At 56.0% G+C, this 26479-nt stretch carries 26 protein-coding genes and 1 pseudogene; 13 read left to right on the top strand and 14 right to left on the bottom strand.

Annotated features, from left to right (window positions below):
* Positions 1–28 precede the first annotated feature (28 nt).
* The gene (gene rsmI, locus JFU57_RS01725; RefSeq protein WP_078472402.1) at positions 29–901 is read right to left on the bottom strand and encodes a 16S rRNA (cytidine(1402)-2'-O)-methyltransferase; all 873 of its coding nucleotides are present in this window, start codon (positions 899–901) and stop codon (positions 29–31) included.
* 219 nt (positions 902–1120) lie between these two features.
* Between rsmI and JFU57_RS01730 the strand changes: the two genes are divergently transcribed.
* The 4 genes from JFU57_RS01730 to JFU57_RS01745 all read left to right on the top strand — a co-directional run bounded on the left by JFU57_RS01730 (position 1121) and on the right by JFU57_RS01745 (position 4579).
* Positions 1121–2932, top strand: a complete 1812-nt coding sequence (locus JFU57_RS01730; RefSeq protein ID WP_201127823.1) for a penicillin-binding protein activator — start codon at positions 1121–1123, stop codon at positions 2930–2932.
* Positions 2932–3303 carry a YraN family protein gene (locus tag JFU57_RS01735; protein ID WP_201127826.1) on the top strand — a complete coding sequence of 124 codons (372 nt, stop codon included), beginning with the start codon at positions 2932–2934 and terminating at the stop codon, positions 3301–3303. Before JFU57_RS01730 ends, JFU57_RS01735 begins: the two co-directional genes overlap by 1 nt.
* Positions 3304–3407: 104 nt before the next feature.
* On the top strand, positions 3408–4001 hold the full coding sequence (locus JFU57_RS01740) for a phosphoheptose isomerase (RefSeq protein WP_020297558.1): 594 nt from the start codon (positions 3408–3410) through the stop codon (positions 3999–4001).
* A complete protein-coding gene (locus JFU57_RS01745; RefSeq protein ID WP_078472404.1) occupies positions 3998–4579 on the top strand; it encodes a BON domain-containing protein in 582 nt (193 codons plus the stop codon). The genes JFU57_RS01740 and JFU57_RS01745 overlap by 4 nt, the downstream gene beginning before the upstream one ends.
* Positions 4580–4641: 62 nt before the next feature.
* Here JFU57_RS01745 and JFU57_RS01750 read toward each other — a convergent pair whose 3' ends face one another.
* The 7 genes from JFU57_RS01750 to rplM form a co-directional block, all read right to left on the bottom strand.
* Positions 4642–5061, bottom strand: coding sequence for a ClpXP protease specificity-enhancing factor (locus JFU57_RS01750; RefSeq protein WP_020297560.1), 420 nt, complete (start codon positions 5059–5061; stop codon positions 4642–4644).
* A gap of 16 nt (positions 5062–5077) precedes the next feature.
* Positions 5078–5695 carry a glutathione S-transferase N-terminal domain-containing protein gene (locus JFU57_RS01755; RefSeq protein WP_020297561.1) on the bottom strand — a complete coding sequence of 206 codons (618 nt, stop codon included), beginning with the start codon at positions 5693–5695 and terminating at the stop codon, positions 5078–5080.
* A gap of 150 nt (positions 5696–5845) precedes the next feature.
* A complete protein-coding gene (locus JFU57_RS01760) occupies positions 5846–6625 on the bottom strand; it encodes a cytochrome c1 (protein WP_020297562.1) in 780 nt (259 codons plus the stop codon).
* The gene (locus tag JFU57_RS01765) at positions 6625–7836 is read right to left on the bottom strand and encodes a cytochrome b (RefSeq protein ID WP_020297563.1); all 1212 of its coding nucleotides are present in this window, start codon (positions 7834–7836) and stop codon (positions 6625–6627) included. Before JFU57_RS01765 ends, JFU57_RS01760 begins: the two co-directional genes overlap by 1 nt.
* Positions 7836–8429 carry a ubiquinol-cytochrome c reductase iron-sulfur subunit gene (petA, locus tag JFU57_RS01770; protein WP_020297564.1) on the bottom strand — a complete coding sequence of 198 codons (594 nt, stop codon included), beginning with the start codon at positions 8427–8429 and terminating at the stop codon, positions 7836–7838. Before petA ends, JFU57_RS01765 begins: the two co-directional genes overlap by 1 nt.
* Positions 8430–8682: 253 nt before the next feature.
* Entirely contained in the window at positions 8683–9075 is a 393-nt protein-coding gene (gene rpsI, locus JFU57_RS01775) for a 30S ribosomal protein S9 (RefSeq protein ID WP_003205364.1), read from the bottom strand.
* Between the two features lie 14 nt (positions 9076–9089).
* Positions 9090–9518 carry a 50S ribosomal protein L13 gene (gene rplM / locus JFU57_RS01780; RefSeq protein WP_020297565.1) on the bottom strand — a complete coding sequence of 143 codons (429 nt, stop codon included), beginning with the start codon at positions 9516–9518 and terminating at the stop codon, positions 9090–9092.
* A 247-nt stretch (positions 9519–9765) separates the two neighbouring features.
* Here rplM and JFU57_RS01785 point away from each other — a divergent pair, with 247 nt between their 5' ends.
* Positions 9766–10806 (top strand): NADP(H)-dependent aldo-keto reductase, encoded by a 1041-nt coding sequence (locus JFU57_RS01785; protein WP_020297566.1) that lies wholly within the window; start codon positions 9766–9768, stop codon positions 10804–10806.
* A gap of 75 nt (positions 10807–10881) precedes the next feature.
* On the opposite strand, the gene JFU57_RS01790 is transcribed toward JFU57_RS01785, so the two are convergent.
* Positions 10882–12018 (bottom strand): acyl-CoA dehydrogenase family protein, encoded by a 1137-nt coding sequence (locus JFU57_RS01790; RefSeq protein WP_078472406.1) that lies wholly within the window; start codon positions 12016–12018, stop codon positions 10882–10884.
* A 244-nt stretch (positions 12019–12262) separates the two neighbouring features.
* On the opposite strand from JFU57_RS01790, the gene JFU57_RS01795 reads away from it, so the two are divergent.
* On the top strand, positions 12263–13162 hold the full coding sequence (locus JFU57_RS01795; RefSeq protein WP_177326784.1) for a GlxA family transcriptional regulator: 900 nt from the start codon (positions 12263–12265) through the stop codon (positions 13160–13162).
* Between the two features lie 49 nt (positions 13163–13211).
* Here JFU57_RS01795 and zapE read toward each other — a convergent pair whose 3' ends face one another.
* The 3 genes from zapE to JFU57_RS01810 form a co-directional block, all read right to left on the bottom strand.
* Positions 13212–14306: a cell division protein ZapE gene (gene zapE / locus JFU57_RS01800; protein ID WP_020297569.1), complete on the bottom strand. Its 1095-nt coding sequence runs from the start codon at positions 14304–14306 to the stop codon at positions 13212–13214.
* 88 nt (positions 14307–14394) lie between these two features.
* Positions 14395–15750, bottom strand: a complete 1356-nt coding sequence (locus JFU57_RS01805; RefSeq protein ID WP_201127828.1) for a tryptophan--tRNA ligase — start codon at positions 15748–15750, stop codon at positions 14395–14397.
* A 24-nt stretch (positions 15751–15774) separates the two neighbouring features.
* Positions 15775–16404 (bottom strand): alpha/beta hydrolase, encoded by a 630-nt coding sequence (locus JFU57_RS01810; protein WP_201132067.1) that lies wholly within the window; start codon positions 16402–16404, stop codon positions 15775–15777.
* 144 nt (positions 16405–16548) lie between these two features.
* Here JFU57_RS01810 and JFU57_RS01815 point away from each other — a divergent pair, with 144 nt between their 5' ends.
* Positions 16549–16983 carry a YhcB family protein gene (locus JFU57_RS01815; protein WP_020297572.1) on the top strand — a complete coding sequence of 145 codons (435 nt, stop codon included), beginning with the start codon at positions 16549–16551 and terminating at the stop codon, positions 16981–16983.
* An 81-nt stretch (positions 16984–17064) separates the two neighbouring features.
* On the opposite strand, the gene JFU57_RS01820 is transcribed toward JFU57_RS01815, so the two are convergent.
* Positions 17065–17793: an OmpA family protein gene (locus JFU57_RS01820; protein WP_078472409.1), complete on the bottom strand. Its 729-nt coding sequence runs from the start codon at positions 17791–17793 to the stop codon at positions 17065–17067.
* A 111-nt stretch (positions 17794–17904) separates the two neighbouring features.
* A pseudogene (locus JFU57_RS01825) lies at positions 17905–18548 on the bottom strand (MBL fold metallo-hydrolase).
* Positions 18549–19248: 700 nt separating this feature from the next.
* Between JFU57_RS01825 and rfaH the strand changes: the two are divergent.
* From rfaH to JFU57_RS01855, 6 genes are all read left to right on the top strand, one after another.
* Positions 19249–19770 (top strand): transcription/translation regulatory transformer protein RfaH, encoded by a 522-nt coding sequence (gene rfaH / locus JFU57_RS01830; RefSeq protein WP_242487573.1) that lies wholly within the window; start codon positions 19249–19251, stop codon positions 19768–19770.
* A 393-nt stretch (positions 19771–20163) separates the two neighbouring features.
* Positions 20164–21153 (top strand): FAD-binding oxidoreductase, encoded by a 990-nt coding sequence (locus JFU57_RS01835; RefSeq protein WP_201127830.1) that lies wholly within the window; start codon positions 20164–20166, stop codon positions 21151–21153.
* A 12-nt stretch (positions 21154–21165) separates the two neighbouring features.
* A complete protein-coding gene (gene rfbF, locus JFU57_RS01840; protein WP_201127838.1) occupies positions 21166–21939 on the top strand; it encodes a glucose-1-phosphate cytidylyltransferase in 774 nt (257 codons plus the stop codon).
* 2 nt (positions 21940–21941) lie between these two features.
* Positions 21942–23027, top strand: a complete 1086-nt coding sequence (rfbG, locus tag JFU57_RS01845) for a CDP-glucose 4,6-dehydratase (protein ID WP_201127840.1) — start codon at positions 21942–21944, stop codon at positions 23025–23027.
* Between the two features lie 25 nt (positions 23028–23052).
* Positions 23053–24366: a lipopolysaccharide biosynthesis protein RfbH gene (gene rfbH, locus JFU57_RS01850; RefSeq protein WP_201127842.1), complete on the top strand. Its 1314-nt coding sequence runs from the start codon at positions 23053–23055 to the stop codon at positions 24364–24366.
* Between the two features lie 2 nt (positions 24367–24368).
* Entirely contained in the window at positions 24369–26084 is a 1716-nt protein-coding gene (locus tag JFU57_RS01855; protein WP_201127844.1) for a thiamine pyrophosphate-binding protein, read from the top strand.
* Positions 26085–26479 lie beyond the last annotated feature (395 nt).

Consider the following 26479-nt stretch of genomic DNA (forward strand, 5'->3'; position numbering starts at 1 on the left):
AAAGCCTTTTGCCACTCTGCACCGGTGTTTATTCGCCCTTCTGTTTATCAAGGGCAATTTGGTACAGCACATTCTTGCGCTCGCCGGTGATTTCCGCGGCCAGCGCGGCGGCTCGCTTGAGTGGCATCTCCTTGAGCAGCAGGTCGAGAACTCGCATGGCCTCTGCACTGATAGCCTCGGCACTTTCAGGTACCGTCCAACCCGCCACCAGCACAACGCACTCCCCGCGCTGCTGATTACTGTCAGCCTCGACAAAACCACGCAGCTCGGCCAGCGGCAACCCCTTGAGGGTTTCGAAGGTCTTGGTCAGTTCCCGCGCCAGCAATGCAGGCCGCTCGGCACCGAAGACCAGCTCCATATCCTGCAGGCATTCAAGAATCCGATGGGGCGCTTCATAAAAGATCAGAGTTCTTGGCTCTTCCTTTAACAGCTCCAACCGGGCGCGACGCCCCACGGCCTTGGCCGGCAGAAAACCCTCGAAGATAAACCTGTCGGAGGGAAGCCCGGCCGCGGAGAGCGCAGCAATCAGAGCACAGGCTCCCGGAACTGGCACCACGTTGATCCCCGCTGCTCGCGCCTGGCGTACCAGGTGATACCCCGGGTCGGAGATGAGCGGCGTGCCAGCATCGGAAATGAGCGCCACGTTATCGCCCGCCAGCAAACGGGTGATAAAGCGACTGCCCTCGTCACGCTCATTGTGTTCATGACACGCCGCCAACGGCGTGGAAATACCGAAGTGCTGCAGCAGTCGCAGCGAGTGCCGGGTGTCTTCGGCCGCAATCAGAGCAACCTCGCGCAGCAGCTTCAGCGCCCGGGCACTGATGTCGTCCAGGTTGCCGATGGGCGTCGCCACCACATAAAGCGAGCCAGCAGCGGAATTCAAAGGACCTGGAGCAGTCAAAGCGCACACCTCTTGTTCGGCAAAAGCGCCATTGTAGCGCGTAGATGCCTGTGTAATGCGCCTGACAATCCCGGCATTACCCAGTCCTTTTGCGTCGTTTCTGGAGCACTGCAACATTTGCACGACCTAAATAGCCGGTTTATCGCCAGTAACATCGCGCCCCGGCCAGCGCTTGGGTACAATTCCAGGCTAATTTGATCGAGTATCGGGAACACTTACATGATCGCTTGCTTGCGGCTGTTTACTGCCCTCTGCCTGGCTACCCTTCTGGTGGCTTGCGCCAGCTCGCCCTCGTCCAGCCTTGGCGAACTTCCACGGACTCCGGACGCCAGCATCGAGCAACTGCTCGAACAGGCCGCCAACAGCAAATCACCCGACAAGGCCGCCCTTCTGCGCCTGAGTGCTGCCGACCTGGCCTATCGCCAGGGCAACGCCGGCCGTTCGGCACAGATTCTTCAGCAAGTGCCTATCGAACAACTCAAACCGGGACAGCAGGTCTTTGCCAGCACCCTTGCAGCAGAACTCGCGATGACCCGCAACCAGCCCAAGGCCGCCCTGGCAGCCCTGAGCCACCCAAGCCTGCAACGCCTCGGCGAATTGCCAGTCGATCAGCAGGTTCGCACCGGCACCGTACATGCTCGCGCATTCGAAGCTGACGGCCAAACACTTGCCGCCGCCCGCGAGCGTGTCGTGATTGCGCCCCTGCTCACCGGAGAGGCGGCCAGCAAAAACCATGAAGCCATCTGGGCACTGATCGCCGCCCTGCCAACCGACCAGTTGCAATCCGCCGGCAATGACGACCTCGCCGGGTGGATGAGCCTGGCCCTGGCCGTAAAATCCGCCGGCACCCTGGAGCAACAGCAAGCCGCCATCGATACCTGGCGCGCGCAGAACCCGAAACACCCCGCCGCAATTCAATTGCCGCAACCCCTGATCAAGCTCAAGGAACTGGCCAGCCAACCGCTGTCGAAGATTGCCCTGCTGCTGCCGCTGGATGGCCCCTGGGCCGCCTCTGCCAAGGCGCTGCGCGAAGGCTTCATGGCTGCCCACTACCAGGCTCAACAAGCTGGGCAAAATCCGCCAAGCATCGAGTTCTATGACAGCTCGCGCCAGACCTCGCTGGATGACTTCTACCGCAAAGCCCAGGCGGCAGGCGTGCAGCTGGTGATCGGCCCGCTGGACAAACAGCAAGTCAAGCAACTGGCTGCCCGCCCGCAATTACCCATCACCACCCTGGCCCTGAACTACAACGATGGCGAGCAGGCCCCGGCTCAGATGTTCCAGTTTGGCCTGGCCCCCGAAGATGAAGCACGCGAAGCTTCGCGCCGCGCCCGTGCTGACGGCCTGCATAGCGCCGCCATCATGATTTCGAAAGGCGATCGCGGCGAGCGCATGCTCAAAGCCTTCCGCCAGGACTGGGAAGCCAACGGCGGCACAGTGGTCGGCGTCGAACGCGTCGACAAACCTGTCGCCCTGGCCCAGCAGATCGCTGACCTGTTTCACCTGCGCCAAAGTGAAGGCCGCGCCAAGAGCCTGCAAAATACCGTAGGCACTCAGGTGGCAGCACAGCCGTCGCGGCGCCAGGACATCGAGTTTATCTTCCTCGATGCCACCCCACTGCAGGCCCAACAGATCAAACCTACGCTGAACTTCCAATACGCAGGCGATGTGCCGGTGTATGCCACCTCGCAGGTTTTCAGCGCCAGCGGCGATCAGGATCAGTACAACGACATGAACGGCGTGCTGTTCTGTGAAACTCCGTGGCTGCTGGACGCCAACGATCCGCTGCGCAAACAAGTGACCGCACAATGGCCACAAGCAGGCGGCAGCCTGGGACGCCTGTTCGCCCTGGGCGTAGACGCCTATCGCCTGGCACCTCGCCTGGGTCAACTCAAGGCACTGCCAGACAGCAGAATCGAAGGTTACAGCGGCAGCCTGAGCATGAGCCCCAACCAGCGAGTCGAACGCCAACTTCCCTGGGCACAATTTGTAAAAGGCCAGGTTACCCGCCTGCCCGACACCCCACGCTAATGCTCCAACGATCACGCCAGCAAAGCGGACGAGATGCCGAGAGCTATGCGCTCAGGCATCTCCAGCAACAGGGGCTGCGCCTGCTGGCGCAGAACTGGTTGTGCAAACGCGGCGAGCTTGATCTGGTCATGCTTGACGGCGATACAGTAGTATTCGTCGAAGTCCGCTACAGACAACACACGCAATGGGGTGGCGCACTCGGCAGTATCGATGCGCGCAAGCGGCAAAAACTGATACTCGCCGCGCAGTTCTTTCTGCAGAGCGAGCCTCGCTGGTCCAACCACCCCTGCCGTTTTGATGTGGTCGCCATAGACAGCGCCCCAGGCGCCGAACCCGAATTGAACTGGCTACGCAATGCCTTTGACTGCTGACCCAAGCTCTCGGGCACAGCCCATTTTCACCCAACACTTTTGCTCTTTGCTTTGCGAGCTGCACATTCACGTGCCGGAAAGCCGCGCCACTTAAGGTCACACAGATGGACATGCAATCCCGAATTCGCCAGCTTTTTCAGGCCAGTATCGACACCAAGCAACAGGCGATGGACGTACTTGCACCGCACATCGAGCAAGCCAGCCAAGTGATGGTCAATGCCCTGCTCAACGAAGGCAAAATGCTTTCCTGCGGCAACGGCGGTTCTGCCGGCGATGCACAGCATTTCTCTTCGGAGCTGCTCAACCGTTTCGAACGCGAGCGCCCGAGCCTGCCGGCCATAGCACTGACGACCGACAGCTCGACGATCACCTCGATCGCCAACGACTACAGCTACAACGAAATCTTCTCCAAACAGATCCGCGCCCTGGGCCAGCCCGGTGACGTATTGCTGGCGATTTCCACCAGCGGAAACTCGGCGAACATAATTCAGGCAATCCAGGCCGCACATGATCGCGAAATGATTGTCGTAGCAATGACCGGACGTGACGGCGGCGGCATGGCCTCGCTGCTGCTGCCCGAAGACGTTGAAATCCGCGTCCCGGCCAATGTCACCGCACGTATCCAGGAAGTCCACCTGCTGGCGATCCACTGCCTCTGCGACTTGATCGACAGCCAACTGTTCGGGAGTGAAGAATGACCGTTAATCGCCTTAGCCTACTGGCTTTGACCTTGTGCCTCGGTATCAGCGGGTGCAGCTCGGTAATCACCGCGAGCCGTGACACCCCCATCGAGGACGACCGTGGCACCCGCACCTTCGGCAGCAAGATCGACGACTCGCTGATCAAGACCAAGGTTGAAGTCAACGTCGCCCAAGCCGCCCCAGACCTGAAAAACGGCGCATCGCGCATTGGCGTGACCAGCTTCAACGGCGTGGTGCTGCTGGTTGGGCAGACCCCGCGCGAAGACCTCAAGGCACTGGCCGAACAGGCCGCCAGCAGCGTACAGCGCGTGAAGAAAGTGCATAACGAGCTGCAGGTCATGCAACCCATCACCCTGCTGGCCATCAGCAACGATGCGCTGCTAACCACCAAGATCAAGGCGCAGATGATGACCGACAGCAATGTCCCGGACTCGCGCATCAAGATCATCACCGAGAACGGCATAGTCTACCTGATGGGCCTGCTGACCCAACAGGAAGCCTCGCGCGCCAGCGATGTCGTGCAGGGCGTTTCCGGGGTTCAGAAAGTGGTGAAAGTGTTCGAGTACATCGACTGACGCATAAGCGACAGGCACAAAAAAGGCGATCCATCTGGATCGCCTTTTTTATTACCGCTGTATTACTTCACCACTTTCAAGCTGGGCCGACCGCTGGGGCGCGGCGGCTCGCTGTCTGGTGGCGGCATATCATCGTCCGCTTCGATCTCGTCGTCGCCATCCTCATCCAGAGGCGACTCCAGGTCGAACACCATACCCTGGCCATTCTCCCGAGCGTAAATGCCCAGGATGGCTGCTATAGGCACGTACAGGGTGTGCGGCACGCCACCGAAGCGCCCTTCAAAGCTCACCGCGTCGTTATCCATGTGCAGATGACGTACGGCACTCGGCGAAATGTTCAGGACAATCTGTCCATCACTGGCAAAACCTTGTGGCACCTGCACCGCCGGGTAATCGGAATTGACCAGCATGTGCGGGGTGCAATCGTTATCCACAATCCACTCATAGAGCGCGCGGACCAGATAAGGTCGACTGGAGTTCATAGCGGCTCCTTAAGCCTTAGCGCATATCGCGTTCGACACCAGACAGACTCGCCTGGAAAGCCTCACGCGCAAACTGGCGCTCCATATAATCAAGCAGCGGCTTGGCTGGCCGCGGCAATTCAATACCCAGGATCGGCAGCCTCCAGAGTATTGGTAATAGGCAGCAATCCACCAGGCTTTGTTCCTCACTGAGGAAAAACGGCTTGTCCGCGAACAGCGGAGAAACCCCGGTCAGGCTCTCGCGCAGCTCTTTACGAGCCTGCACGCGAGCCGCTTCCTTGCTGCGTGAATCCAGAATCAGATCCACCAAACCACACCAATCGCGCTGAATGCGATGAATCAGCAGACGACTGTTGGCACGAGCCACCGGATAAACCGGCAGCAAAGGCGGATGCGGGTAACGCTCATCCAAATATTCCATCACGACGGTCGATTCCCACAACGCCAGGTCACGATCGACCAGGGTGGGCAAGCTCCCGTAAGGGTTCACTTCGATCAGCTTCGGCGGCTGACGGCCCGCCTCCACACTGATGATCTCGGCGCTGACACCCTTCTCTGCGAGCACAATGCGTACTCGGTGGGAATAGTGGTCGGCGGGGTCGGAGTAACAGGCCAACCGATTGGTCACGCCCATGGCGATCCTCCTCGCTTGTTGAAATTATCGGGAGCAGAAAAACGAGCGCGCCCAGAGGGCGTCTCCCGTAACCCCTGGATGACCCAGACCGTTACACCTTCAGAGACGCCCTTGGGCGCGCACGATTAACAGCAGTTGCTTACAGCTTTATCAATGAACGTCCTTCCAGTATTCGCGCTTGAGCAAGTAGGCGAATACGAAGAAGAAGGCCAGGTACAACAACACATAAGTGCCGATACGCTGATGCTGCAGTTTTACCGGGTTGGCCGAGTAAGCCAGGAAGGTTACTAGGTTTTTGACCTTCTCGTCGAACTGCTCTTCTGTCAGCGCACCTGTTTTCGGCACGATGGTCAGTTGATCACAGGCTTCGTGAGTCAGCGGGGTCCCGGTCAGCGGGTCATATTGCTTCTTGCCGTCTTCGACAATCTGCACCTGTTTGCAGCCGACGACCTGGCGACCTTGCAGGCCAACCAGCACGTTAGGCATGCCGACGTTCGGGAACACCTTGTTGTTCACACCCCAAGGACGCGCCGGATCTTCGTAGAACGATTTCAGGTAGCCATAGAGCCAGTCGGTACCGCGAACACGAGCCACCAGGGTCAGGTCCGGCGGCGCCGCACCAAACCATGCCTTGGCATCGGAAGGCTGCATGCCGATGCTCATGTGGTCACCGATTTTGGCACCGGTGAACACCAGGTTGCTCAGCATCAGATCATGGGGGATACCCAGGTCATCCGCGACGCGCTCATAGCGTTGGAACTTGGCGCTGTGGCAGCCCATGCAGTAGTTGGCGAACGTACGTGCGCCGTCTTGCATGGCCGCTTTGTCCGAGACGTCGATATCGACTTTTTCCAGCTCAGGACCATGCTCGGCCGCGAAGGACAACATAGGCAAAGCAGCAAGAATCAGTACAGCAAATAGCTTTTTCATCAGCCAGTCACCCTTTCCGGAACCGGTTTGGTCTTCTCGAGCCTGGTGTAGAACGGCATCAGAATGAAGTAGGCGAAGTACAGGAACGTACATACCTGCGACAGCAGCGTACGACCCGGAGTCGGCGCCAGAACACCCAGGACACCCAGGATCACGAACGAGATGCAGAACACCCACAGCCAGATCTTGCTCAGCATGCCCTTGTAGCGCATGGATTTGACCGGACTGCGGTCAAGCCAAGGCAGGACGAAGAGAACAGCGATCGCAGCGCCCATGGCGATGACACCCAGGAGCTTGTCCGGCACCGCACGCAGAATCGCGTAGAACGGCGTGAAGTACCAAACCGGGGCAATGTGCTCAGGGGTCTTGAAGGCGTTAGCCACTTCGAAGTTCGGCTTCTCGAGGAAATAGCCGCCCATTTCCGGGAAGAAGAACACGATGGTGCAGAAGATGAACAGGAACACCACCACGCCGACGATATCTTTCACGGTGTAGTACGGGTGGAAGGCAATGCCGTCCAACGGTACGCCGTTTTCGTCCTTGTGCTTCTTGATATCCACGCCATCCGGGTTGTTCGAGCCGACTTCATGCAACGCCAGCACGTGCAGCACCACCAGGCCGAGAATCACGATCGGCAAGGCCACCACGTGCAACGCGAAGAAGCGGTTCAGGGTAATACCGGAAATCAGGTAGTCACCACGGATCCACTGGGTCAGGTCGTTACCGATGACCGGGATCGCGCCGAACAGCGAGATGATCACCTGGGCGCCCCAGTAGGACATCTGGCCCCAAGGCAGCAGGTAGCCCATGAAGGCCTCTGCCATCAGCGCCAGGTAGATCAGCATGCCGAACAGCCATACCAGCTCCCGTGGCTTCTGGTACGAGCCGTAGAGCAGCCCACGGAACATGTGCAGGTAGACCACGATGAAAAACGCCGAGGCGCCGGTGGAGTGCAGCAGGCGCAGGATCGAGCCGTACTCCACGTCACGCATGATGTATTCAACGGAAGCGAACGCCTCCTCCGCCGAAGGTGTGTAGCTCATGGTCAACCACACACCGGTGACGATCTGGTTGACCAGAACCAACAGTGCGAGGGAGCCAAAGAAGTAGAAGAAGTTGAAGTTCTTCGGAGCGTAATACTTGCTGAGATGGTCTTCCCACATTTTGGTCGCGGGAAAGCGTGCATCAACCCAATCCATGAACTTGCTCATCACGCTTTCTCCGTGTCGACGCCGATGACAATGATGTCGTCCGACTCATAGGAATGCGGGGGAACTGGCAGGTTCAAAGGCGCAGGTTGCGACTTGTAGACGCGGCCAGCCAGATCGTAGTGGGAACCGTGGCATGGGCAGAAATAGCCACCCACCCAGTCCTTGCCCAGATCCGCAGGTGCCACCTCTGGACGGAAGGTTGGCGAACAGCCCAGGTGAGTGCAGATACCGATCAGCAGCAGAATCTCTGGCTTGATCGAACGCACCTCCGGGTCGACGTAGGTTGGCTGTTCCGAATTCTTGGAGTCCGGATCAGACAGCTGACCCTCAATCTTTTTCAGATTTCCCAGGATTTCCTGCGTACGGCGGACAATGAACACCGGCTGACCGCGCCACTCAGCAATCATCTGCTGACCTGGATCGATTTTGCTGACATTCACTTTCACCGGTGCACCTGCGGCTTTCGCCTTGGCACTGGGAAACCATGACCCCACGAACGGGACCGCAGCCCCCACCGCTCCTGCAGCACCCACCACGGATGTGGCTGCTACAAGGAAGCGACGCCGGCCTGTATTCACGCCGTCATTGCTCATTCAGTCCTCTCCCATCAGCTTTGTGGCCTGTTAAATCAGGCATCTACTAAGTAAAAATCTGAACTTATAAAAATTTTGCCGAATGGTAATGAAAAGCCCCTACTCTGACAAGGTAATTACTAGGCGGACCTAGCGCCAAGCCTTGTAGTATAGGGCCTCTACGGATGTGGCAAGTTGTCACACCAAAAATCTGCGCCCATAAAAAACGCCCAGCTCCGCGAGGAGACTGGGCGTTTTTGAACGCGAGAGCGAATTAACGCTTCGAGTACTGCGGACGCTTACGCGCTTTACGCAGACCAACTTTCTTACGTTCAACTTCACGGGCGTCGCGAGTTACGAAGCCAGCTTTGCGCAGTGCACCGCGCAGAGTTTCGTCGTAGTCCATCAGAGCGCGAGTGATGCCGTGGCGGATTGCGCCAGCTTGACCACTTACACCGCCACCGATAACGGTGACGTAGATGTCGAACTTTTCAACGGTCTCGGTCAATTCCAGCGGCTGACGAACTACCATGCGGGCAGTTTCGCGACCGAAGAAGTTGTCCAGGGAGCGGTTGTTGATCGAGATGTTACCAGTGCCCGGACGCAGGAAAACGCGTGCGGTTGCGGTTTTGCGACGGCCAGTGCCGTAATTTTGAGTCGCCGACATAATGAACTATTCCGTTAAAACTTCAGTTCTTGGGGCTGCTGAGCAGTATGAGGGTGAGCAGCGCCCGCATAGACTTTCAGCTTACGGTACATGTCGCGACCCAGCGGGTTCTTAGGCAGCATGCCTTTGACCGCAGTCTCGATCACGCGCTCAGGGGCTTTAGCGATCAGCTTATCGAAGCTGATGGACTTGATGCCGCCCGGGAAACCGGAGTGGGAGTAGTACATTTTATCGGTGGTTTTAGCACCTGTTACACGGATCTGCTCAGCATTGATAACGACGATGTAGTCGCCGGTGTCAACGTGAGGAGTGTACTCAGGCTTGTGCTTGCCACGCAGACGGCTCGCGATCTCGGTGGCCAGACGACCCAGGGTCTGACCAGCAGCGTCGACGACAAACCAGTCGCGCTTTACTGTTTCCGGTTTAGCAGTAAAAGTTTTCATTCTTTATAGCCTCAGGGGCCGCCCTGTAAATTAGACGGCGGATCTTACTGAATAGTGCGTACTTTGACAAGTCAAAGGCAGCCGGATACAGACGCTATCGGGGGCTCGGGTCAGCGCGTCCGTTCAACGGCAAGATTCTTCGGCAGGCGGCGCATCACTTCCACTGCAGAAAGAGGTGCGCAATTATGCAGATTGCGAAAAAAAATTCAACCTGCTTTTATGATTGTTTTCCCCAAAGGAGTACCCGATGGATTATCGACAGCTGGGCCGAACCGATCTGAATGTGAGCGCGATCTGTCTGGGAACCATGACCTGGGGCGAGCAGAACAGCGAAGCCGAGGCCTTTGCCCAGATCGAACGCGCAAAGAGCGCCGGCATCAATTTCATCGACACCGCCGAGATGTACCCAGTACCGCCCAAGGCCGAAACCTACGCCACCACCGAGCGTTATATCGGCAACTGGTTCAAGACCCGTGGCGATCGCGCCGACTGGATCCTGGCCAGCAAGATCGCCGGGCCGGGCAACACCATCGACTACATTCGCGACAAGCAACTCAAGCACAACCGCAAACACATCGTCGAAGCGGTGGACGCCAGCCTCAAGCGCCTGCAGACCGACTGGATCGACCTGTATCAATTGCACTGGCCGGAGCGCAGCACCAACTTTTTCGGCCAGCTCGGCTACAAGCACCAGGCCGATGAAGACTTCACCCCGTTGGAGGAAACCCTCGAAGCCCTGGATGAACAGGTCAAGGCCGGCAAGATCCGCCATATCGGCCTGTCCAACGAAACCCCATGGGGCACCATGAAATTTCTGGCCCTGGCCGAAAGCCGCGGCTGGCCGCGCGCAGTGTCGATCCAGAACCCGTACAACCTGCTCAACCGCAGCTTTGAAGTAGGCCTGGCGGAAATTGCCATTCGCGAACAGTGCGGCCTGTTGGCCTATTCGCCGCTGGCGTTCGGTTTCCTGTCGGGCAAGTACGAGAATGGCGCACGCCCTGCCAAAGGCCGCCTGAGCCTCTACAGCCGCTTCAGTCGCTACTTCAACGCCCAATCGGAAGCTGCTTGCAGCCGCTATGTGGCCCTGGCCCGCGAACACGGCCTGGACCCGGCGCAAATGGCCCTGGCCTTTGTCACGCAGCAGCCATTCGTGACCAGCAACATCATTGGCGCGACCACCCTTGAGCAACTCGACAGCAACATCGCCAGCTTTCAGCTGAAGCTGTCGGACGAGGTCCTGGCCGGGATCGAGGCGATCCACAAGGATCACCCAAACCCCGCCCCTTGAGCCTCACCTGCCTGCGACGGGGAGCGTCCGGCAGCCTGCCGGACCGCGCCACCCCAATCGCGGGCAGGCCACCCCTTAAAGGGAACGGGCGATGATCTCTTTCATGATCTCGTTGGTCCCGGCATAAATCCTCTGCACCCGGGCATCGGCCCAGGCTCGGGCCACCGGGTACTCCCACATGAACCCGTAGCCGCCGTGCAACTGCACGCACTCGTCGAGCACCTTGCACTGCAGGTCGGTCCCCCAGTACTTGGCCATGGCCGCCGTGGGCACATCCAGCTTGCCTTGCAGGTGCAGCTCCAGGCAGCGATCGACGAACACCCGGCCAATCTGAATTTCGGTCGCCATCTCCGCCAGCTTGAAGCGAGTGTTCTGGAAGTCGGCGATGGCCTTGCCGAAAGCCTTGCGTTCGCGGGTGTAGTCCAGGGTCCACTGCAGCGCCGCCTCGGCCGAGGCCAGGCCGCCGATGGCCACCGTCAGGCGCTCCTGGGGCAATTCCTGCATCAGGTAGGCAAACCCCATCCCGGCCTGGCCCAGCAGGTTTTCCTTGGGTACACGAACATCCTGGAAGAACAGCTCCGAGGTGTCCTGGGCTTTCATCCCGACCTTCTCCAGACGCTTGCCCTTGGAGAAACCCGGCGTGCTGGCCTCCACCAGGAACAGGCTGGTGCCCTTGGCGCCAGCCTTGGGATCGGTCTTGGCCACCACAATCACCAGATCGGCGAGAAAGCCGTTGGTGATAAAGGTCTTCGAGCCATTGATGACATATTCATCGCCCTCCAGCACAGCCGTGGTCTTCACCCCCTGCAAGTCGGAACCCGCACCTGGCTCAGTCATGGCAATCGCCGTGACCATCTCGCCCGAGACCAGCTTCGGCAGGTATTTGTGCTTCAGTGCCTCACTGCCGTAATGCAGGATGTAGGGCGCGACAATATCCGAGTGCAGGGAAAAACCGATGCCCGTCAGCCCCAGGCGCCCTACCTCTTCGATAACCACGGCGCTGTACAGAAAGTCGGCATCCAGGCCGCCGTACACCTCGGGAATATGCGAGCACAACATCCCCGCCTCGCCCGCCTTGTTCCACAGCTGGCGATCGATATAGCCCTGCTTTTCCCACTCGCCGTGAAACGGCACGGCTTCCTTTTCCAGGAAGGTGCGCACGCTGTCGCGAAAGAGTTCGTGGTCGGAATTGAACAAGGTTCTGGGGATCATGCAGCCACCTGTGATTATTGTTGATTGGATAAGGCTCAAAGAGCCTAAGCCGCGACCTCACGACAGGACACTGGACACATCCGACAAAAAATAAGACGATCCAGCCGTCTGGTGACCACTTTCCCCTATAAGAACAATTGAATTTATGTCTAACCAAACCTCTACGCCCTTGCGGCGCGTCAGCATCCTGGCTATCGACCGGGTTTTCGCCTCTACCCTCATGCAAGCCAAAGACTTCTTCCACTTGGCCAGCCTGCGCTATGGCAAACAGCTTGGCCAAGGCCTGACCCCGGCGTTCGAGACCCGCCTGGTCAGCCCCGATGGCAAGCCGGTATGCAGTTTCAGCGATGTGATCATGCCGGTGGACGGCGGCCTGGAAGATACCGATGTGATCATCCTCCCGGCCTTCTGGGATGATTTCGAATCCCTGTGCCAACGCTACCCACAAATCCTGCCCTGGCTGCGCCAGCAGCACGCCCGCGGCGCCGTACTCTGCGGCGAAGCCACCGGAGTGTTCTGGCTGGCCGAGGCCGGCCTGCTCGATGGCAAGGAGGCAACCACCTACTGGCGCTTCTTCAATGCCTTCAGCGAACGCTTCCCCAAGGTCCAGCTCAATCAGGACAAGCACCTGACCGACGCCGACAACCTGTACTGCGCCGGCGGCACCACCTCAGCCTGCGACTTGTACATCTACCTGATCGAGCGCTTCTGCGGCGCCAACGTGGCCCAGGCCGTGGCGCGCGACATTCTGTATGAGGTGCAGCGCAACTATGCCCCGGGGCGCATCGGCTTCGGCGGCCAGAAACTGCATCAGGACGTGATCATCCTGCAGATCCAGCACTGGCTCGAGGAACACTTCGCCGACAAATTCCGATTCGAAGATGTGGCACGGGAACACGGCATGAGCATCCGCAACTTCATGCGCCGCTTCCAGACCGCCACCGGCGACAAGCCCCTGCATTACCTGCAACGGCTGCGCATCGAAACCGCCAAGGGCTTGCTCTCTGGCACCCGCAAAAGCATCAAGACCATCAGTTACGAGGTGGGCTACGACGATGCGAGCTTCTTTGCCCGCCTGTTCCGCCAGCACACCGAACTGTCGCCCAACCAGTACCGACAGCAGTTCCAGCAACAAGCCGCATAAATGAAAAAGGGCCTGCAATGTGCAGGCCCTTCTTGTATGCGGCAGCAACCTAGGGTTTGTGCGCCCGCGAGAGGAACTCGTGGGATTGCATCTCCAGCAGCCGGCTAAGGGTGCGCTGGAACTCGAAGTTCAGGCGACCGCCGGTGTACAGGTCCTTGAGCTCGACCTCGGCCGAGATGATCAGCTTGACGTTGCGGTCGTAAAATTCGTCGACCATGTTGATAAAGCGCCGGGCAATATCGTCAGTGGTCACACTCATCTGCTCGACGCCGCTGAGCAGCACCGCGTGGAAAATCTTGCCCAGCTCGATGTAATCGTTCTGGCTACGCGGGCCGTCGCACAACTCGCGGAAATCAAACCAGGCCACGTCATCACAGGTGCGCAAGGCACGGATTTCGCGGTTCTCGATTATCAGCACGTCGTTTTCCACCGCCTGGGTACATTCCGGCGTGAGGGCGCGGAAGCTCTTGCGCAGGCTTTCCTGAGCCACTTCGTCCAGCGGGAAGTGGAACAGCTCGGCTTGTTCGAGGTGCCGCAGGCGATAGTCGACGCCACTGTCGACGTTGACGATCTCGGTGTTCTGCTTGATCAAGGCGATGGCTGGCAGGAAGCGCGCACGCTGCAGGCCGTCCTTGTACAAACCATCGGGCACGATGTTCGAGGTTGCAACCAGGGTCACGCCGTTGCGGAACAGCTCTTCCATCAGGGTGCCGAGGATCATGGCATCGGTGATGTCGGAGACGAAGAATTCATCGAAGCAGATCACCCGCGACTCATCGGAAAAACGCTTGGCGATGATGGTCAGCGGGTTCTTTTCGCCGCCCAGGGTCTTCATCTCTTCGTGCACACGCTTCATGAAACGGTGAAAGTGCGTGCGGGTTTTTTCCTTGAACGGCAAGGCTTCGAAAAAGGTGTCGACCAGATAGGTCTTGCCGCGGCCGACGCCGCCCCAGAAATACAGACCCTTGACAGGCGTCTGATCCTTCTTGCCAAACAGTTTGCCCAACAGCCCCGGCTTGTTTTGCGAAGCCGCGACCAGATCGTCGTACAGGCGCTGCAAATGGCGCACGGCAGTTTCCTGCGCCGCGTCGTGGAAGAAGTCAGGGCGTTTCAGATCAGCTTGATATCGTTCTAGGGGCGTCATAATTCGTTAGCAAGGCAACAAAAACGGGCCGTCACTGTAGCGACGGCCCTGGGGAATGGCAATCAGCCCTTGGTCGGGAAGATTCCGATTAGTCCTGCACGGGGGTCAGAGCAATCCGCAGTTCCGCGATGGCCGCATCACGCGCGCCCACATCGGCAAAAGCCGGGCTGTCGGCAACATGTTCGTCGCCTAGCCACAGGCTGAAGCTCAGCGCATCGCTGCGCACATCCAGTGCCTGGCCCGACTGCAACTGCTTGGTCGCAGCGCCTGCGGCCTTGCCATCGGCAAAGTTGCGCGACAGCAGCAACTGCTCACCGTCCGCCGCCAGCAGGCGGAAGCGGAAGCTACCGTCGTCTTCACGGAAGCTGACGAATCTCGCGGCCTTGGCGGCTTTTTTCTTACCGGTTGCAGCGACTTGTACCTGGTTTACAAAGGAACGCAGGCCGACGGCTTCACGCAACTCGTTCAGGAACGGCGTGGCCACGGCGCGGGCTTTCCTGGCGCCGACTTGCAGGATGTCTTCCAGGTCCGACGGGCGCTCGACCAACTGGTGATAGCGCTCGCGAGCCTCACCCAGCTCGCCGTCCAGCAATTGGAACAGACGGTTCTTGGCTTCACCCCAACCCAGGCCCTGCAGCAGCTCGCCACGGAATTCGTCCGCCTGTGCGGGCGTGGCGAAGGCCTGGAACAACGTGAACAGGTGCGAGTTGTCCGGATCCTTGGCTTCGCCCGGGGCGCGGGAGTCGGTGACGATGCGCGAGATGGCGTCCTTCATGTCCTTGGCGCTGGTGAACAACGGGATGGTGTTGTCATAGCTCTTGGACATCTTGCGACCGTCGAGGCCGGGCAAGGTGGCGACACTTTCTTCAATCAGCGCCTCGGGCATGGTGAAAAATTCTTTGCCCTGTCCGAACAGATGGTTGAAGCGCTGGCCGATGTCGCGGGCCATTTCCACGTGCTGAATCTGATCGCGACCCACCGGCACTTTGTGCGCATTGAACATCAGGATGTCCGCCGCCATCAGCACTGGGTAGCTGTAGAGGCCCATGGTGATACCGGCATCCGGGTCTTCACCGGACTCGACATTCTTGTCCACCGACGCCTTGTAGGCATGCGCACGGTTGAGCAGGCCCTTGGCCGCAACGCAGGTCAGCAGCCAGGTCAGCTCGGGGATTTCCGGGATGTCCGACTGGCGATAAAAGGTCACGCGCTCCACATCCAGGCCACCGGCCAGCCAGGTCGCGGCGATTTCCAGGCGCGAGCGCTGGATGCGCAGCGGGTCATCGCACTTGATCAGGGCGTGGTAGTCGGCCAGGAAGTAGAACGAATCGGCATTGCTGTCGCGGCTGGCAAGGATCGCCGGACGGATGGCACCTGCGTAGTTGCCCAGGTGCGGCGTGCCGGTGGTGGTGATGCCGGTAAGGATGCGCGTACGAGTAGTCATGGGTAATCGCTTATCAGACAGCTATCAATTCGAGAGACGCGGCAGCACCAGATCTTTCAGATCGGTGAGCTTGCCATGAAAAAAGTGTCCGCATTCTGCCACTTTCAGCAGCTCATGGGGGCGCTTGAGCGCGGCGGACCAGTCATAGACGGTTTGCGGGTCGATGACTTCGTCGGTTTCCGGCTGGATAAGGGTCAGTGGGCAGCCTTGGGGCAACTGGTCGGCATCGCTCAGGCGCATAACCGCAGCGGCCACCATGAACAGGTGCTTGAGCTGCTCACCACCGGCTTCCAGGCGGCCGCCGAGGCTGGCCGCGACAAAACCGCCGAAGGAGAAGCCGAGCAGCGTCATCGGCAGCTCGGGGTGCTTGGCCCGCAACCACTGGGCTGCGGCCTGGGCGTCGTCAACTTCACCAGTGCCCATGTCATGGGTGCCTGCGCTTGCACCCACTCCCCGATAGTTGAAACGCAAGGTAATCAACCCGGCATCGCGTGCGGTGCGCTGTAACGTCGACACCACCTTATTGAGCATGGTGCCGCCCTGTACCGGGTTGGGGTGACAGATCAGCGCCACGCCACGGGCATCGGGCACATCCAGATACAGGGCTTCCAGTTGGCCGACAGGGCCATCAATCACTACAGGGGTTTCACGCATTAGCAAGGAAGGAACTCCGTGACCTCGAAGGGGGTCGACTCGTCTAGCAAATTGTCTGTGCCAATCTATTGCGAGTGAATCGCGGTATACAGCGCAGGTTCGAGCCGTTAACGTAAAGCAAAGCCGTTTATAGAGGAAGGACTCGTGGAACACTCGCTCTTAGTTTGGTTGTTGCCGACTCTTGCCCTGGTTGCCGGTGTCGCCATTGGATTTCTGGTCGCTCGCCTGCTGCCGAATGCCGCGCCTAACCGCACGCAACGTCAGCTGGATGATATTCAGGAACGTTTTGACAATTATCAGAACGAAGTGGTCACCCACTTCAACAGCACCGCAACCCTGGTGAAAAAGCTCACTCAGAGCTATCAGGAAGTGCAAGACCATCTCGCCGAGGGTGCCAACCGCCTGGCCCTGGACGAACTGACTCGCCAACGCCTGCTGGCCGCTCTGCACTCCGACTCGGTACAGGCTCCACGGGAGCGCCTGACACCTCCGCGCGACCAGGAACCACCGCGCGACTACGCCCCAAAAACACCCAATGCCCCCGGCATGCTCGATGAGCATTACGGTCTGAGAAAGTAAGACTCGGACACTAAAAAGCCCGCCCGCTCCTCAATGGAACGGGCGGGCTTTTTTATGCCTCGCCGGTACTCAAGCGCGCACTCAGTACTGCTGGTATTGCTGCCCTTGCTGGCCCGGCTGCTGATACTGCTGGCCAGGAATCGCCTTGAGGTTGACCTCGACTCGACGGTTCTGCGCGCGACCGTTGACATCGGCGTTGCTGGCAATCGGGTTGTCGGGGCCGGCACCGCGCGCCGACAGGTTGGCACCGCTGACACCTTGCGAGGTCAGGTAGGTCGCTACGCTCTGTGCACGACGCTGAGACAGATCCATGTTGTGCTGACGGCTGCCGGTGCTGTCGGTGTAGCCGACAATCTCGATCTGATTCTGGTTGAACTCACGCAGCGAGTTGGCCAGGTTGTTCAGCGGCTGATAGAAGCTGGGGGCGATGTTCGCCGAATCGGTGGCGAAGGTAATGTTGCCCGGCATGATCAGCTTGATCTGATCACCCTGGCGCTGCACTTCAACCCCCGTATTGGCCATGCTGGCGCGCAGTTTCTTTTCCTGCTGGTCGGCGTAGTAGCCATAACCGGCGGCGGAAGCCCCCACTACAGCGGCACCAATCAGCGCGCCCTTGCCACGGTTATTGTGATCGATGGCGGCACCGGCCAAGGCGCCGGCCAAGGCACCGAGACCGCCGTATTTCGCAGTCTTGCTCATGCCCGTGGAACCGTCGGCCTGCCCCTGGTTGTCATACGGATTAGGCGAAGCACAGCCAGACAACAAGGCCACAGCGGTAGCGGCAATAATTAAACGACGCGAGGTGAACATGGAAAGCTCCTACTTTTTGCATTCTGTGGTGCAGCGGACGTTGGCAATGGACCTTTGCTGGCGTTGGAACGCGACAAATGGCAAAAATTCCATCAACACCCCTGCAAAACATCAGGCCCGAACAAAGGGATTTTCACGCATCTCATCGCCCAGGCGGGTGTCTGGACCATGCCCGGTCACCACCGTCGCCTCTTCATCGAGGGTGTACAGGCGCTGCTTGATCGAACGCACGATGGTGGCCTGATCGCCGCCCCATAAGTCCGTACGCCCGACCCCACGCTTGAACAGGGTGTCACCGGCAATCAACAGCTTAGCCTCAGAAAACCAAAAGCTCATGGAACCTGGCGTATGCCCCGGCGTGTGCAGCGCAACGCCACAGCCACAGGCCAGCTCCTCATCATCGGCCAGCCAGCGATCCGGCGCCGGCACGGGCGTGTAAGGCACGCCAAACATGCTGCATTGCATCTCCAGGTTGTCCCAGAGGAACTGGTCCTCCTTGTGGAGATGCAGGGTCGCGCCGGTCTTTTCCTTCAACTGCCCCGAGGCCAGGAAATGATCCAGGTGAGCATGGGTATGGATGATGCTCACCACCTTGAGACCCAAGGCATCGAGCCGCGCCAGAATCAGCTCATGATTGCCGCCCGGATCGACGACGATCGCTTTTTCGTGATCGGATCGCCAATGATCGTGCAGTTGCACTGCAACGGGCCGACGGGGAAGGTTTCGCGGATTAGGGTGGGGTGGGCAGGGGTCATAATTGATCCTGAGGGCGGGTTCTGGGCTTATTAATAAAGCGCAGACAATGATAGGGCGTCTCCTGACAGTTTTTCTCGACAGGAGCAGGCCAGAAAAATTCTAACGAGGGCATCACGGCTAACCTAGCGATTCCAAATACCGGAAGCCGCAAGCGAGGTCGACACACCCAAAACAAAGGCGGCCCTCGACACACATCTCCAATAACCAACATCAAGGAATGCCGCCAACCACAACATAATCGATCTGAATGTTCATCTTCAGGGGGCTTTCTAGGAGCTGGAAGCATGGAATCTGATGCTTCGTTAAGTTGTCCCTCATTCAATCACCAGGCTCACCACACTTCTCGACCCAGTGGATAAGAGCCGTACCGGCCAGACGCCGTTAGGGGCATCTCTCATACTCCCAGTAACCTTACCCCGCCCTCCCGCCCTCTGGGCGAAAAGCGCTACAAAATTGGGCCCAAGATGACTACCATGCCGGCCCTGTCACATCAGTTTCCAAGGGCCCAAGCTAGGCATACTAGCTAAAAGCTCACAGCCCAATAAGTGCGGATGACTTCCTCGCAGGTTACAATGCAGAGTCATAGAAATAGCACTGCTCAATCGACCTGTTGGACTCCAAGACGGACGCTTAGCGGTGAGCGGCAGCAAGCATTAAGAATGAAAGTGAACACGCAGATGGCAAAATGGCATCGCGCGCATGGAAATCACTAAGGTTATGGCCACGAATCTAAAAGACAGCGCCGTACCTTGGTATCTGGTGCAGTGCAAGTCACGACAGGACGCACGCGCTGAAGAAAACCTACGGCACCAAGGTTACCAATGCTACCGTCCGCAACACAGTGTCGAACGCGTCTCACAAGGGCGTAGGCAAACCGTCGTGGAGTCGTTGTTTCCGGGCTATTTGTTTATCGCACTCGAGGATGGTGCAAACTGGGCACCGCTGCGCTCGACACGTGGAGTGAGCAGGTTGGTAGCCTTCAACGGTCACCCGCTCGCGGTTGCAGGAAGCCTGATAGATGCGTTGAAACTACGAACATCGCCCATGAAGCCATCGTCGCTGCAAGCTGGAGAAAAAGTTCGAATCCGTGAAGGTTGCTTCGTCGATCTGGAAGCCATATTCGAGAGCAAGGTCGGTGAGGAACGAGTGATCCTGCTGCTCACCCTCCTCAATCAACAGCAACGTATTGAGCTGCCACTGAGCAGCATTAGCAAGATGTAAGCCCTTGGGGATGACATTTAGTTTCACCTAGGGTTATCGCTGCCCTCTCGAATCTGCGGTGTAAGGCGTCGCAGAGGATAAACGAGAATCGCTTTCAGGATAGGGCGGAAAATCCTGGGGCGGTAGCGTGTCTAAATTTTGATACTACACCTCAGAAGCTGTCAGTCTTTAGCGGGCTTGAGTTCTGCAGGATGAAGATGCGCCGATTCATGAGTATCGACATAAGACTCAAGTATCTTTCCAGATAGAGTTTTTCACAGGCCAGTTCTTCAAATTGAGAAAGACGCAAGTCTGGCACTGAGCATAACTCTCGGCGCATCAATCAGCATTCCACTTGGCCTACTGAATAAATACAGAGGCCAAAACGCTATACCTAAGAGCGATAAATAAAGCATGTCCATTGTGACTTTATCCAATCATAAGACTTTTACCGCAGAGCAGGATAAGAGCCTGCTCGATAGTGCAAAGTCTCAAAATATTGTACTGGAGTACAGCTGCCGAACAGGTCGCTGTGGCGTATGCAAGGCCAAGCTTTTAAAGGGTAAAACCGAAAAGCTTCAGGAGGAATTAGCACTCATCGCATCGGAGTCGGAAGCAGGCTATATATTGACCTGTTGTCAAGGTGCATTGACTGATGTCGAACTCGATATCGAAGACTTCGGGCTCTTGGCTGATATTCGTACCAAGACTATACCCTGTCGGCTGGACTCTATCGAGCGAGTTGCCGATGACGTCGTGCATGTAACATTGCGCACGCCACCGAATAGCGCGCTGGTTTATCTGGCTGGACAATACATAGATATAATTGGCAAGAACACTGTACGGCGCAGCTACTCGATAGCCAATACTCCTCGCGAGGACGGAAAGCTCGAGTTATTTATCAGGCAAGTGCCCGACGGAGTCTTAAGCCAGTACTGGTTCGGTGAAGCCAAGGCAAATGATCTCCTACGCCTGGAGGGGCCCTTGGGCACCTTCTGCCTACGTGACTCTTCCGCGTCACATATCGTTTTCCTGGCTACAGGAACAGGTATTGCCCCCGTCAAGGCGATTCTGGAAGCACTGTCTCGAGCACCAGAAAAAGCAGCTGGTAAACATATCCACGTCTACTGGGGGGGACGTACCGTATCGGACTTGTATTGGCATCCCAAAGTCACGGGAGTCGACCTGACGTTTACCCCCGTCCTGTCTCGTGCCGCTAGCCAATGGACCGGCAGAACAGGCTATGTGCATCATGCGCTGATTACCGATGCAATTGATTTAGCAGATACCGTGGTCTATGCCTGCGGCTCCGAGGCAATGATTAAATCGGCCCATGATTCATTAATATCTGCGGGTTTACCCGCAAAAAAATTCTATTCCGACGCCTTTGTAAGCTCGAATTAATCCGGAGAAACCATGAAAGCAGTTATTTTGGCCGGTGGCCTGGGTACTCGTTTAAGTGAAGAAACCAGTGTCCGTCCAAAGCCCATGGTGGAGATTGGTGGTAAACCGATTCTCTGGCACATCATGAAGATGTACTCAGCTCATGGAATAAATGACTTCATCATTTGCTGTGGTTACAAGGGCTATGTGATCAAAGAATACTTTGCCAACTACTTCCTGCATATGTCGGACATCACGTTCAATATGCGTGATAACGCTATGGAAGTACACGACAAGCGCGCCGAACCATGGAATGTAACACTGGTAGATACGGGCGATAACTCAATGACTGGAGGGCGCCTGCGTCGAGTGGCCGACTACGTAAAGCATGAAGAGGCGTTTTGCTTCACTTATGGCGATGGTGTGAGCGATATAGATATTGGCGCATCCATCGAGTTTCACAAAAAGCACGGCAAGGCTGCCACCTTAACTGCAACATTTCCACCTGGCCGTTTTGGGGCATTGGATATTCAGCAAGGTCAAGTTTTAAACTTTAAGGAAAAACCGAAAGGCGATGGAGCCATGATCAATGGTGGCTTTTTTGTTCTGACGCCCAAGGTATTGGACTATCTGGTAGACGACAGTACAACGTGGGAGCAAGAGCCCCTGATGAACCTTGCCGCTGAAGGCGAGTTGATGGCTTACGAGCATCCGGGCTTCTGGCAACCCATGGATACCCTTCGCGACAAACATCTGCTGGAAGAGTTATGGCAGTCGGGTAAAGCACCCTGGAAAAGTTGGGACTGAACATGAAGTCGACTGTTACCCCTGCCTTCTGGCAAGGCAAAAAAGTTTTCCTGACCGGCCATACCGGCTTCAAAGGCAGCTGGCTGGCCCTTTGGCTGCAGACCATGGGTGCACAGGTGCAGGGCTTTGCATTGACACCACCGACAACTCCAGCGCTATTTAATGAGGCTCGAGTCGGCGATGGCATGCATTCGGTGATCGGCGACATCCGCGATTTGCAAGTCATTACCCAAGCTATGACCCGCTTCAACCCTGATGTGCTGATACATATGGCAGCGCAACCGCTGGTTCGTTTGTCCTATCGCGAACCGGTGGAAACCTATGCCACCAATGTCATGGGTACCGTTCACGTCTTGGAAGCAGCGCGGGGCTGCCCAAACCTTCGTGCGATCGTCAATGTCACTACCGACAAGTGCTATGAAAACCGGGAGTGGGAATGGGGATATCGGGAGGACGAACCCATGGGCGGCCACGACCCATACAGCAATAGCAAAGGCTGTGTAGAGTTGGTGACATCTACTTACCGGAGCTCTTTTTTCAACACACCACAAACACCCGCTCTGGCATCTGGACGCGCTGGGAATGTCATTGGCGGCGGAGATTGGGCTGAAGATCGACTGATACCGGATATTCTACGAGCCTTCGAGAAAGGCCAACCGGTTATCGTGCGTAACCCACAAGCCACACGTCCATGGCAGCACGTACTGGAACCACTGAGTGGCTATCTGGTTCTGGCTGAGCGGCTATGGAACCAAGGACATGAGTGCGCCCAAGGGTGGAATTTTGGCCCTAAAGACGAAGATGCCCGGCCGGTCGAGTGGATTCTCAATCATATGGTCGAAACCTGGGGTTCGGGGGCCGACTGGCGGCTTGAGCAAGCCGAACAAGTACATGAAGCCAACTACCTCAAGTTGGATATCTCCAAGGCCCGGGCTCGCTTGCAGTGGAGCCCGACCTGGAATCTGGAAATTACTCTTTCCCGAATCATCAAATGGCATCGAGCCTGGTTGAGCGGCGCTGATATCCAGGCTCATTGCCTGGAAGAAATAAATGCATACATGGCCGCCATGTGTGAAACCAGTCACTAATCAAATTCTACAAGCAGGAACGTTCATGACCCCCGATATGCTCCGCCAGGAAATCAGCAAGCTCGTTGAGCAGTACGCCCAAGTTGCGTTGGCAAGCAAACCTTTTGTGCCCGGTGAAAGTGTAATCCCGCCCTCTGGCAAAGTTATCGGTGCGCGAGAGCTGCAGCTGATGGTTGAAGCGTCCCTGGATGGCTGGCTTACCACAGGCCGGTTCAACGCTGAATTTGAGAAGAAGCTGGCCGAGTTTCTTGGTGTCAAATATCTGCTTTCCGTAAACTCGGGCTCCTCCGCCAATTTGGTTGCCTTCAGCACTTTGACCTCGCCCAAACTGGGAGAGCGAGCGATCAAGAAAGGCGATGAAGTGATTGGGGTGGCGGCAGGTTTTCCAACCACCGTTAACCCCATCGTCCAGTTCGGGGCGATTCCGGTATTTGTCGACGTCGATATGAGCACTCATAATATCAACGCCGATCTGATCGAAGCAGCTATCACGCCTAAAACGAAAGCCATCATGCTCGCCCATACCTTGGGCAACCCTTTCAATTTGGGCAAGGTCAAGGCACTGTGCGAGAAGTACAACCTGTGGCTGGTAGAGGATTGCTGTGACGCGCTGGGTGCTACCTACGACGGAAAACTAGTGGGTACCTTTGGTGATATTGCCACGCTCAGTTTTTACCCGGCCCACCACATCACCATGGGCGAAGGCGGGGCTGTATTTACCAACAACCCTCAGTTGAAAGTGATTGCCGAATCGTTCCGCGACTGGGGACGTGATTGCTATTGTGCGCCAGGTTGTGACAATACCTGCGGTGATCGTTTCGGCCAGCAATATGGCAGCCTACCTCAAGGCTACGACCACAAGTACGTGTACGCCCATCTGGGCTACAACCTGAAAATCACGGATATGCAAGCCGCCTGTGGACTCGCACAACTGGAACGTGCCCAGGACTTCATTGATACTCGCAAGCGCAACTTCAGCTTGCTTAAAGAGCGTCTCGCCAGCCTGTCGGAGTTTCTGGAAATCGCGGAGGCTACGCCGAACAGTGATCCTTCCTGGTTCGGTTTTCCGGTAACACTCAAGGAAAGCAGTGGAGTCAATCGGGTCGATTTGCTCAAGTACCTGGATCAGAACAAGATTGGTACGCGTCTTTTGTTCGCCGGCAACCTGACACGCCAGCCGTATTTCAAGGATATCGAGTACCGCGTGGTCGGTGAACTCACCAACACCGATCGGACCATGAACCAGACTTTTTGGCTTGGCGTACAGCCGGCCCTGGGACAAGAGCATTTTGATTTTGTAGGCGAAAAACTTGAAGAGTTTTTTGGGATTGGCTTCTAAATATGAAAGCGTCCGATGCAGTTGCGAAAGTTCTTGCAGAAAACAACGTCCTATACGGGTTCGAGCTAATTGGAGGAATGATTACTCACCTAGTAGATAGCATTAATGTACTGGGCAAGACAAAGTTAGTCTCAATGCATCATGAACAAGGTGCAGCATTTGCTGCATCCGCTGTTTCGCGGGTTACTAACCACGCAACGCTGGGTATCGCGCTCGGAACTAGTGGACCTGGCGCAACAAACTTAATTACAGGTATTGCTGATTGCTGGCTAGACAGCCATCCATGTATTTTTATAACAGGACAAGTAAATACGCTTGAATTAAAAGGCGATAAGGCGATACGTCAGCAAGGCTTCCAAGAGTTAGACAGTGTAGCCTTGGTGAAAAGCATTACAAAATATGCATATCAAATAAGACATGTAGACGAACTGATTCCTTGCCTACAAAAAGCTATTAATATCGCAAAAGAAGGCCGCCCAGGGCCAGTGCTTCTGGATATCCCAATGGACATCCAGCGTGCGGAAATAAAAGAATCATGTTTGAATCATATACTTATACCTGATATCAGTTCAGAGCTGAAAAATGAACTATTGGATTACACCAACATAACGAGCAAACTCAAAAAATCTCAAGCTCCGCTAATACTTATAGGAGGTGGAGCTGTTAATGAAGGCGAGTTTCCTAAATTTATAAATACCATCCAAAAACTGGGTATTCCTCATGTAGCGAGCTTAAAGGGAGCCGAAAAAACTCCCTCTAGCAAATACTATATGGGAATGCTTGGAGCTTATGGAACACGCGCAGCTAACCGTGCAGTACAAAATTGCGACCTTCTTATCGTCCTCGGAAGCCGGATGGATGTCAGACAAACCGGAGCAAAAGTTGAAGACTTTGCGCGAAACGCCGAAATAATTCAAATTGATATCGACGGAGCCCAACTAAACAATCGAGTTAATAACCATCACTCTTACCACGGCCAGCTCAATTCTTTTTTTTCTTGGTTCAACAAAGAAAATTTCAAGCCTCAAATTGAATGGCAAGAATGGCAGCAACATCTTAACAAATTTCTCATTAGTACTTTTGTCGATGAGTACACCGAATGGAGCATAAGCCCATTTTCCATTTTTTGCTTTCTAAATGAGTTTACGCGACTCCACAAACTGGCCTACGCCGTAGATGTTGGCAATAATCAAATGTGGGCTGCACATACCTTAAGGTTAAGTGAAGGGCAGTCGATGCACCACTCTGGAGGGTTGGGGGCTATGGGTTTTGCAATACCCACAGCTATTGGCATCGCCAACGTAAAAAACGAGCCCGTTATTGTCATAACAGGAGACGGCGGAGCTCAATTAAATATTCAAGAGCTCGACATTATCGCTAGGGATCAGCTGCCAATTCTAACCATAGTTATGAATAATCACTCATTAGGTATGGTCAGAGGGTTTCAAGAAATGTACTTCAATGGCCGAAACTCATCGACATACTGGGACGGCTTCACTTCGAAGTTCAAAAATATCGGCGAGGCATATGGTATCAATTCATTATCTATAAAAAATATAGAAGAATTTTCGTCTGCCATACGATATTTTTTCTCTAGTCGCCTACCAATGGTACTGGAAATACAGATGTCCGACGCTAGAGAGTGCCGTCCTCGCCTAGAGTTTGGAAATGCTATTGATGACCAATCTCCAAAGTATGTGCCAAGTAAGAGGAAATAATATGACAATCCTGGGCGAAAGAGCCAAATATTTAATCTAAACTTCTTAAGATTCACCTCGAGTTAAAATTTAAGAATCAGTCTGATATTATTCAGAACTCACAACACCTCCGAATCAAACATTATCCTTATTAAATTGACACACCATAATTAAATTGACACACCATAAAGCACTTGAGCAGCCATGTTTTATATGTGAGATTTTCTGAAAACCAAAACACTATCAAAACCAAAATAAAGACTAATCCAACATCAATAAAATATTAATTCTGGCGCTATTCATCTGATACGCTGTTCCAACATCACACCTATAGCCATAAAGCAATTATTAAATTTGCAACTATAAATATATGACACCCAGATAGAATCTCTATTTAGGAAAAGGCGAGAAACATA

Origin of the sequence: Pseudomonas sp. TH07 (genome assembly GCF_016651285.1) — a bacterium.
Taxonomy (GTDB): Bacteria; Pseudomonadota; Gammaproteobacteria; order Pseudomonadales; family Pseudomonadaceae; genus Aquipseudomonas.

Coding starts and splice junctions, on each gene's coding strand:
- JFU57_RS01730 (WP_201127823.1), top strand. CDS start 1,121: ATGATCGCTTGCTTGCGGCTGTTTACTGCCCTCTGCCTGGCTACCCTT.
- JFU57_RS01735 (WP_201127826.1), top strand. CDS start 2,932: ATGCTCCAACGATCACGCCAGCAAAGCGGACGAGATGCCGAGAGCTAT.
- JFU57_RS01740 (WP_020297558.1), top strand. CDS start 3,408: ATGGACATGCAATCCCGAATTCGCCAGCTTTTTCAGGCCAGTATCGAC.
- JFU57_RS01745 (WP_078472404.1), top strand. CDS start 3,998: ATGACCGTTAATCGCCTTAGCCTACTGGCTTTGACCTTGTGCCTCGGT.
- JFU57_RS01750 (WP_020297560.1), bottom strand. CDS start 5,061: ATGAACTCCAGTCGACCTTATCTGGTCCGCGCGCTCTATGAGTGGATT.
- JFU57_RS01755 (WP_020297561.1), bottom strand. CDS start 5,695: ATGGGCGTGACCAATCGGTTGGCCTGTTACTCCGACCCCGCCGACCAC.
- JFU57_RS01760 (WP_020297562.1), bottom strand. CDS start 6,625: ATGAAAAAGCTATTTGCTGTACTGATTCTTGCTGCTTTGCCTATGTTG.
- JFU57_RS01765 (WP_020297563.1), bottom strand. CDS start 7,836: ATGAGCAAGTTCATGGATTGGGTTGATGCACGCTTTCCCGCGACCAAA.
- petA (WP_020297564.1), bottom strand. CDS start 8,429: ATGAGCAATGACGGCGTGAATACAGGCCGGCGTCGCTTCCTTGTAGCA.
- rpsI (WP_003205364.1), bottom strand. CDS start 9,075: ATGTCGGCGACTCAAAATTACGGCACTGGCCGTCGCAAAACCGCAACC.
- rplM (WP_020297565.1), bottom strand. CDS start 9,518: ATGAAAACTTTTACTGCTAAACCGGAAACAGTAAAGCGCGACTGGTTT.
- JFU57_RS01785 (WP_020297566.1), top strand. CDS start 9,766: ATGGATTATCGACAGCTGGGCCGAACCGATCTGAATGTGAGCGCGATC.
- JFU57_RS01790 (WP_078472406.1), bottom strand. CDS start 12,018: ATGATCCCCAGAACCTTGTTCAATTCCGACCACGAACTCTTTCGCGAC.
- zapE (WP_020297569.1), bottom strand. CDS start 14,306: ATGACGCCCCTAGAACGATATCAAGCTGATCTGAAACGCCCTGACTTC.
- JFU57_RS01805 (WP_201127828.1), bottom strand. CDS start 15,750: ATGACTACTCGTACGCGCATCCTTACCGGCATCACCACCACCGGCACG.
- JFU57_RS01810 (WP_201132067.1), bottom strand. CDS start 16,404: ATGCGTGAAACCCCTGTAGTGATTGATGGCCCTGTCGGCCAACTGGAA.
- JFU57_RS01820 (WP_078472409.1), bottom strand. CDS start 17,793: ATGTTCACCTCGCGTCGTTTAATTATTGCCGCTACCGCTGTGGCCTTG.
- rfaH (WP_242487573.1), top strand. CDS start 19,249: ATGGAAATCACTAAGGTTATGGCCACGAATCTAAAAGACAGCGCCGTA.
- JFU57_RS01835 (WP_201127830.1), top strand. CDS start 20,164: ATGTCCATTGTGACTTTATCCAATCATAAGACTTTTACCGCAGAGCAG.
- rfbF (WP_201127838.1), top strand. CDS start 21,166: ATGAAAGCAGTTATTTTGGCCGGTGGCCTGGGTACTCGTTTAAGTGAA.
- rfbG (WP_201127840.1), top strand. CDS start 21,942: ATGAAGTCGACTGTTACCCCTGCCTTCTGGCAAGGCAAAAAAGTTTTC.
- rfbH (WP_201127842.1), top strand. CDS start 23,053: ATGACCCCCGATATGCTCCGCCAGGAAATCAGCAAGCTCGTTGAGCAG.
- JFU57_RS01855 (WP_201127844.1), top strand. CDS start 24,369: ATGAAAGCGTCCGATGCAGTTGCGAAAGTTCTTGCAGAAAACAACGTC.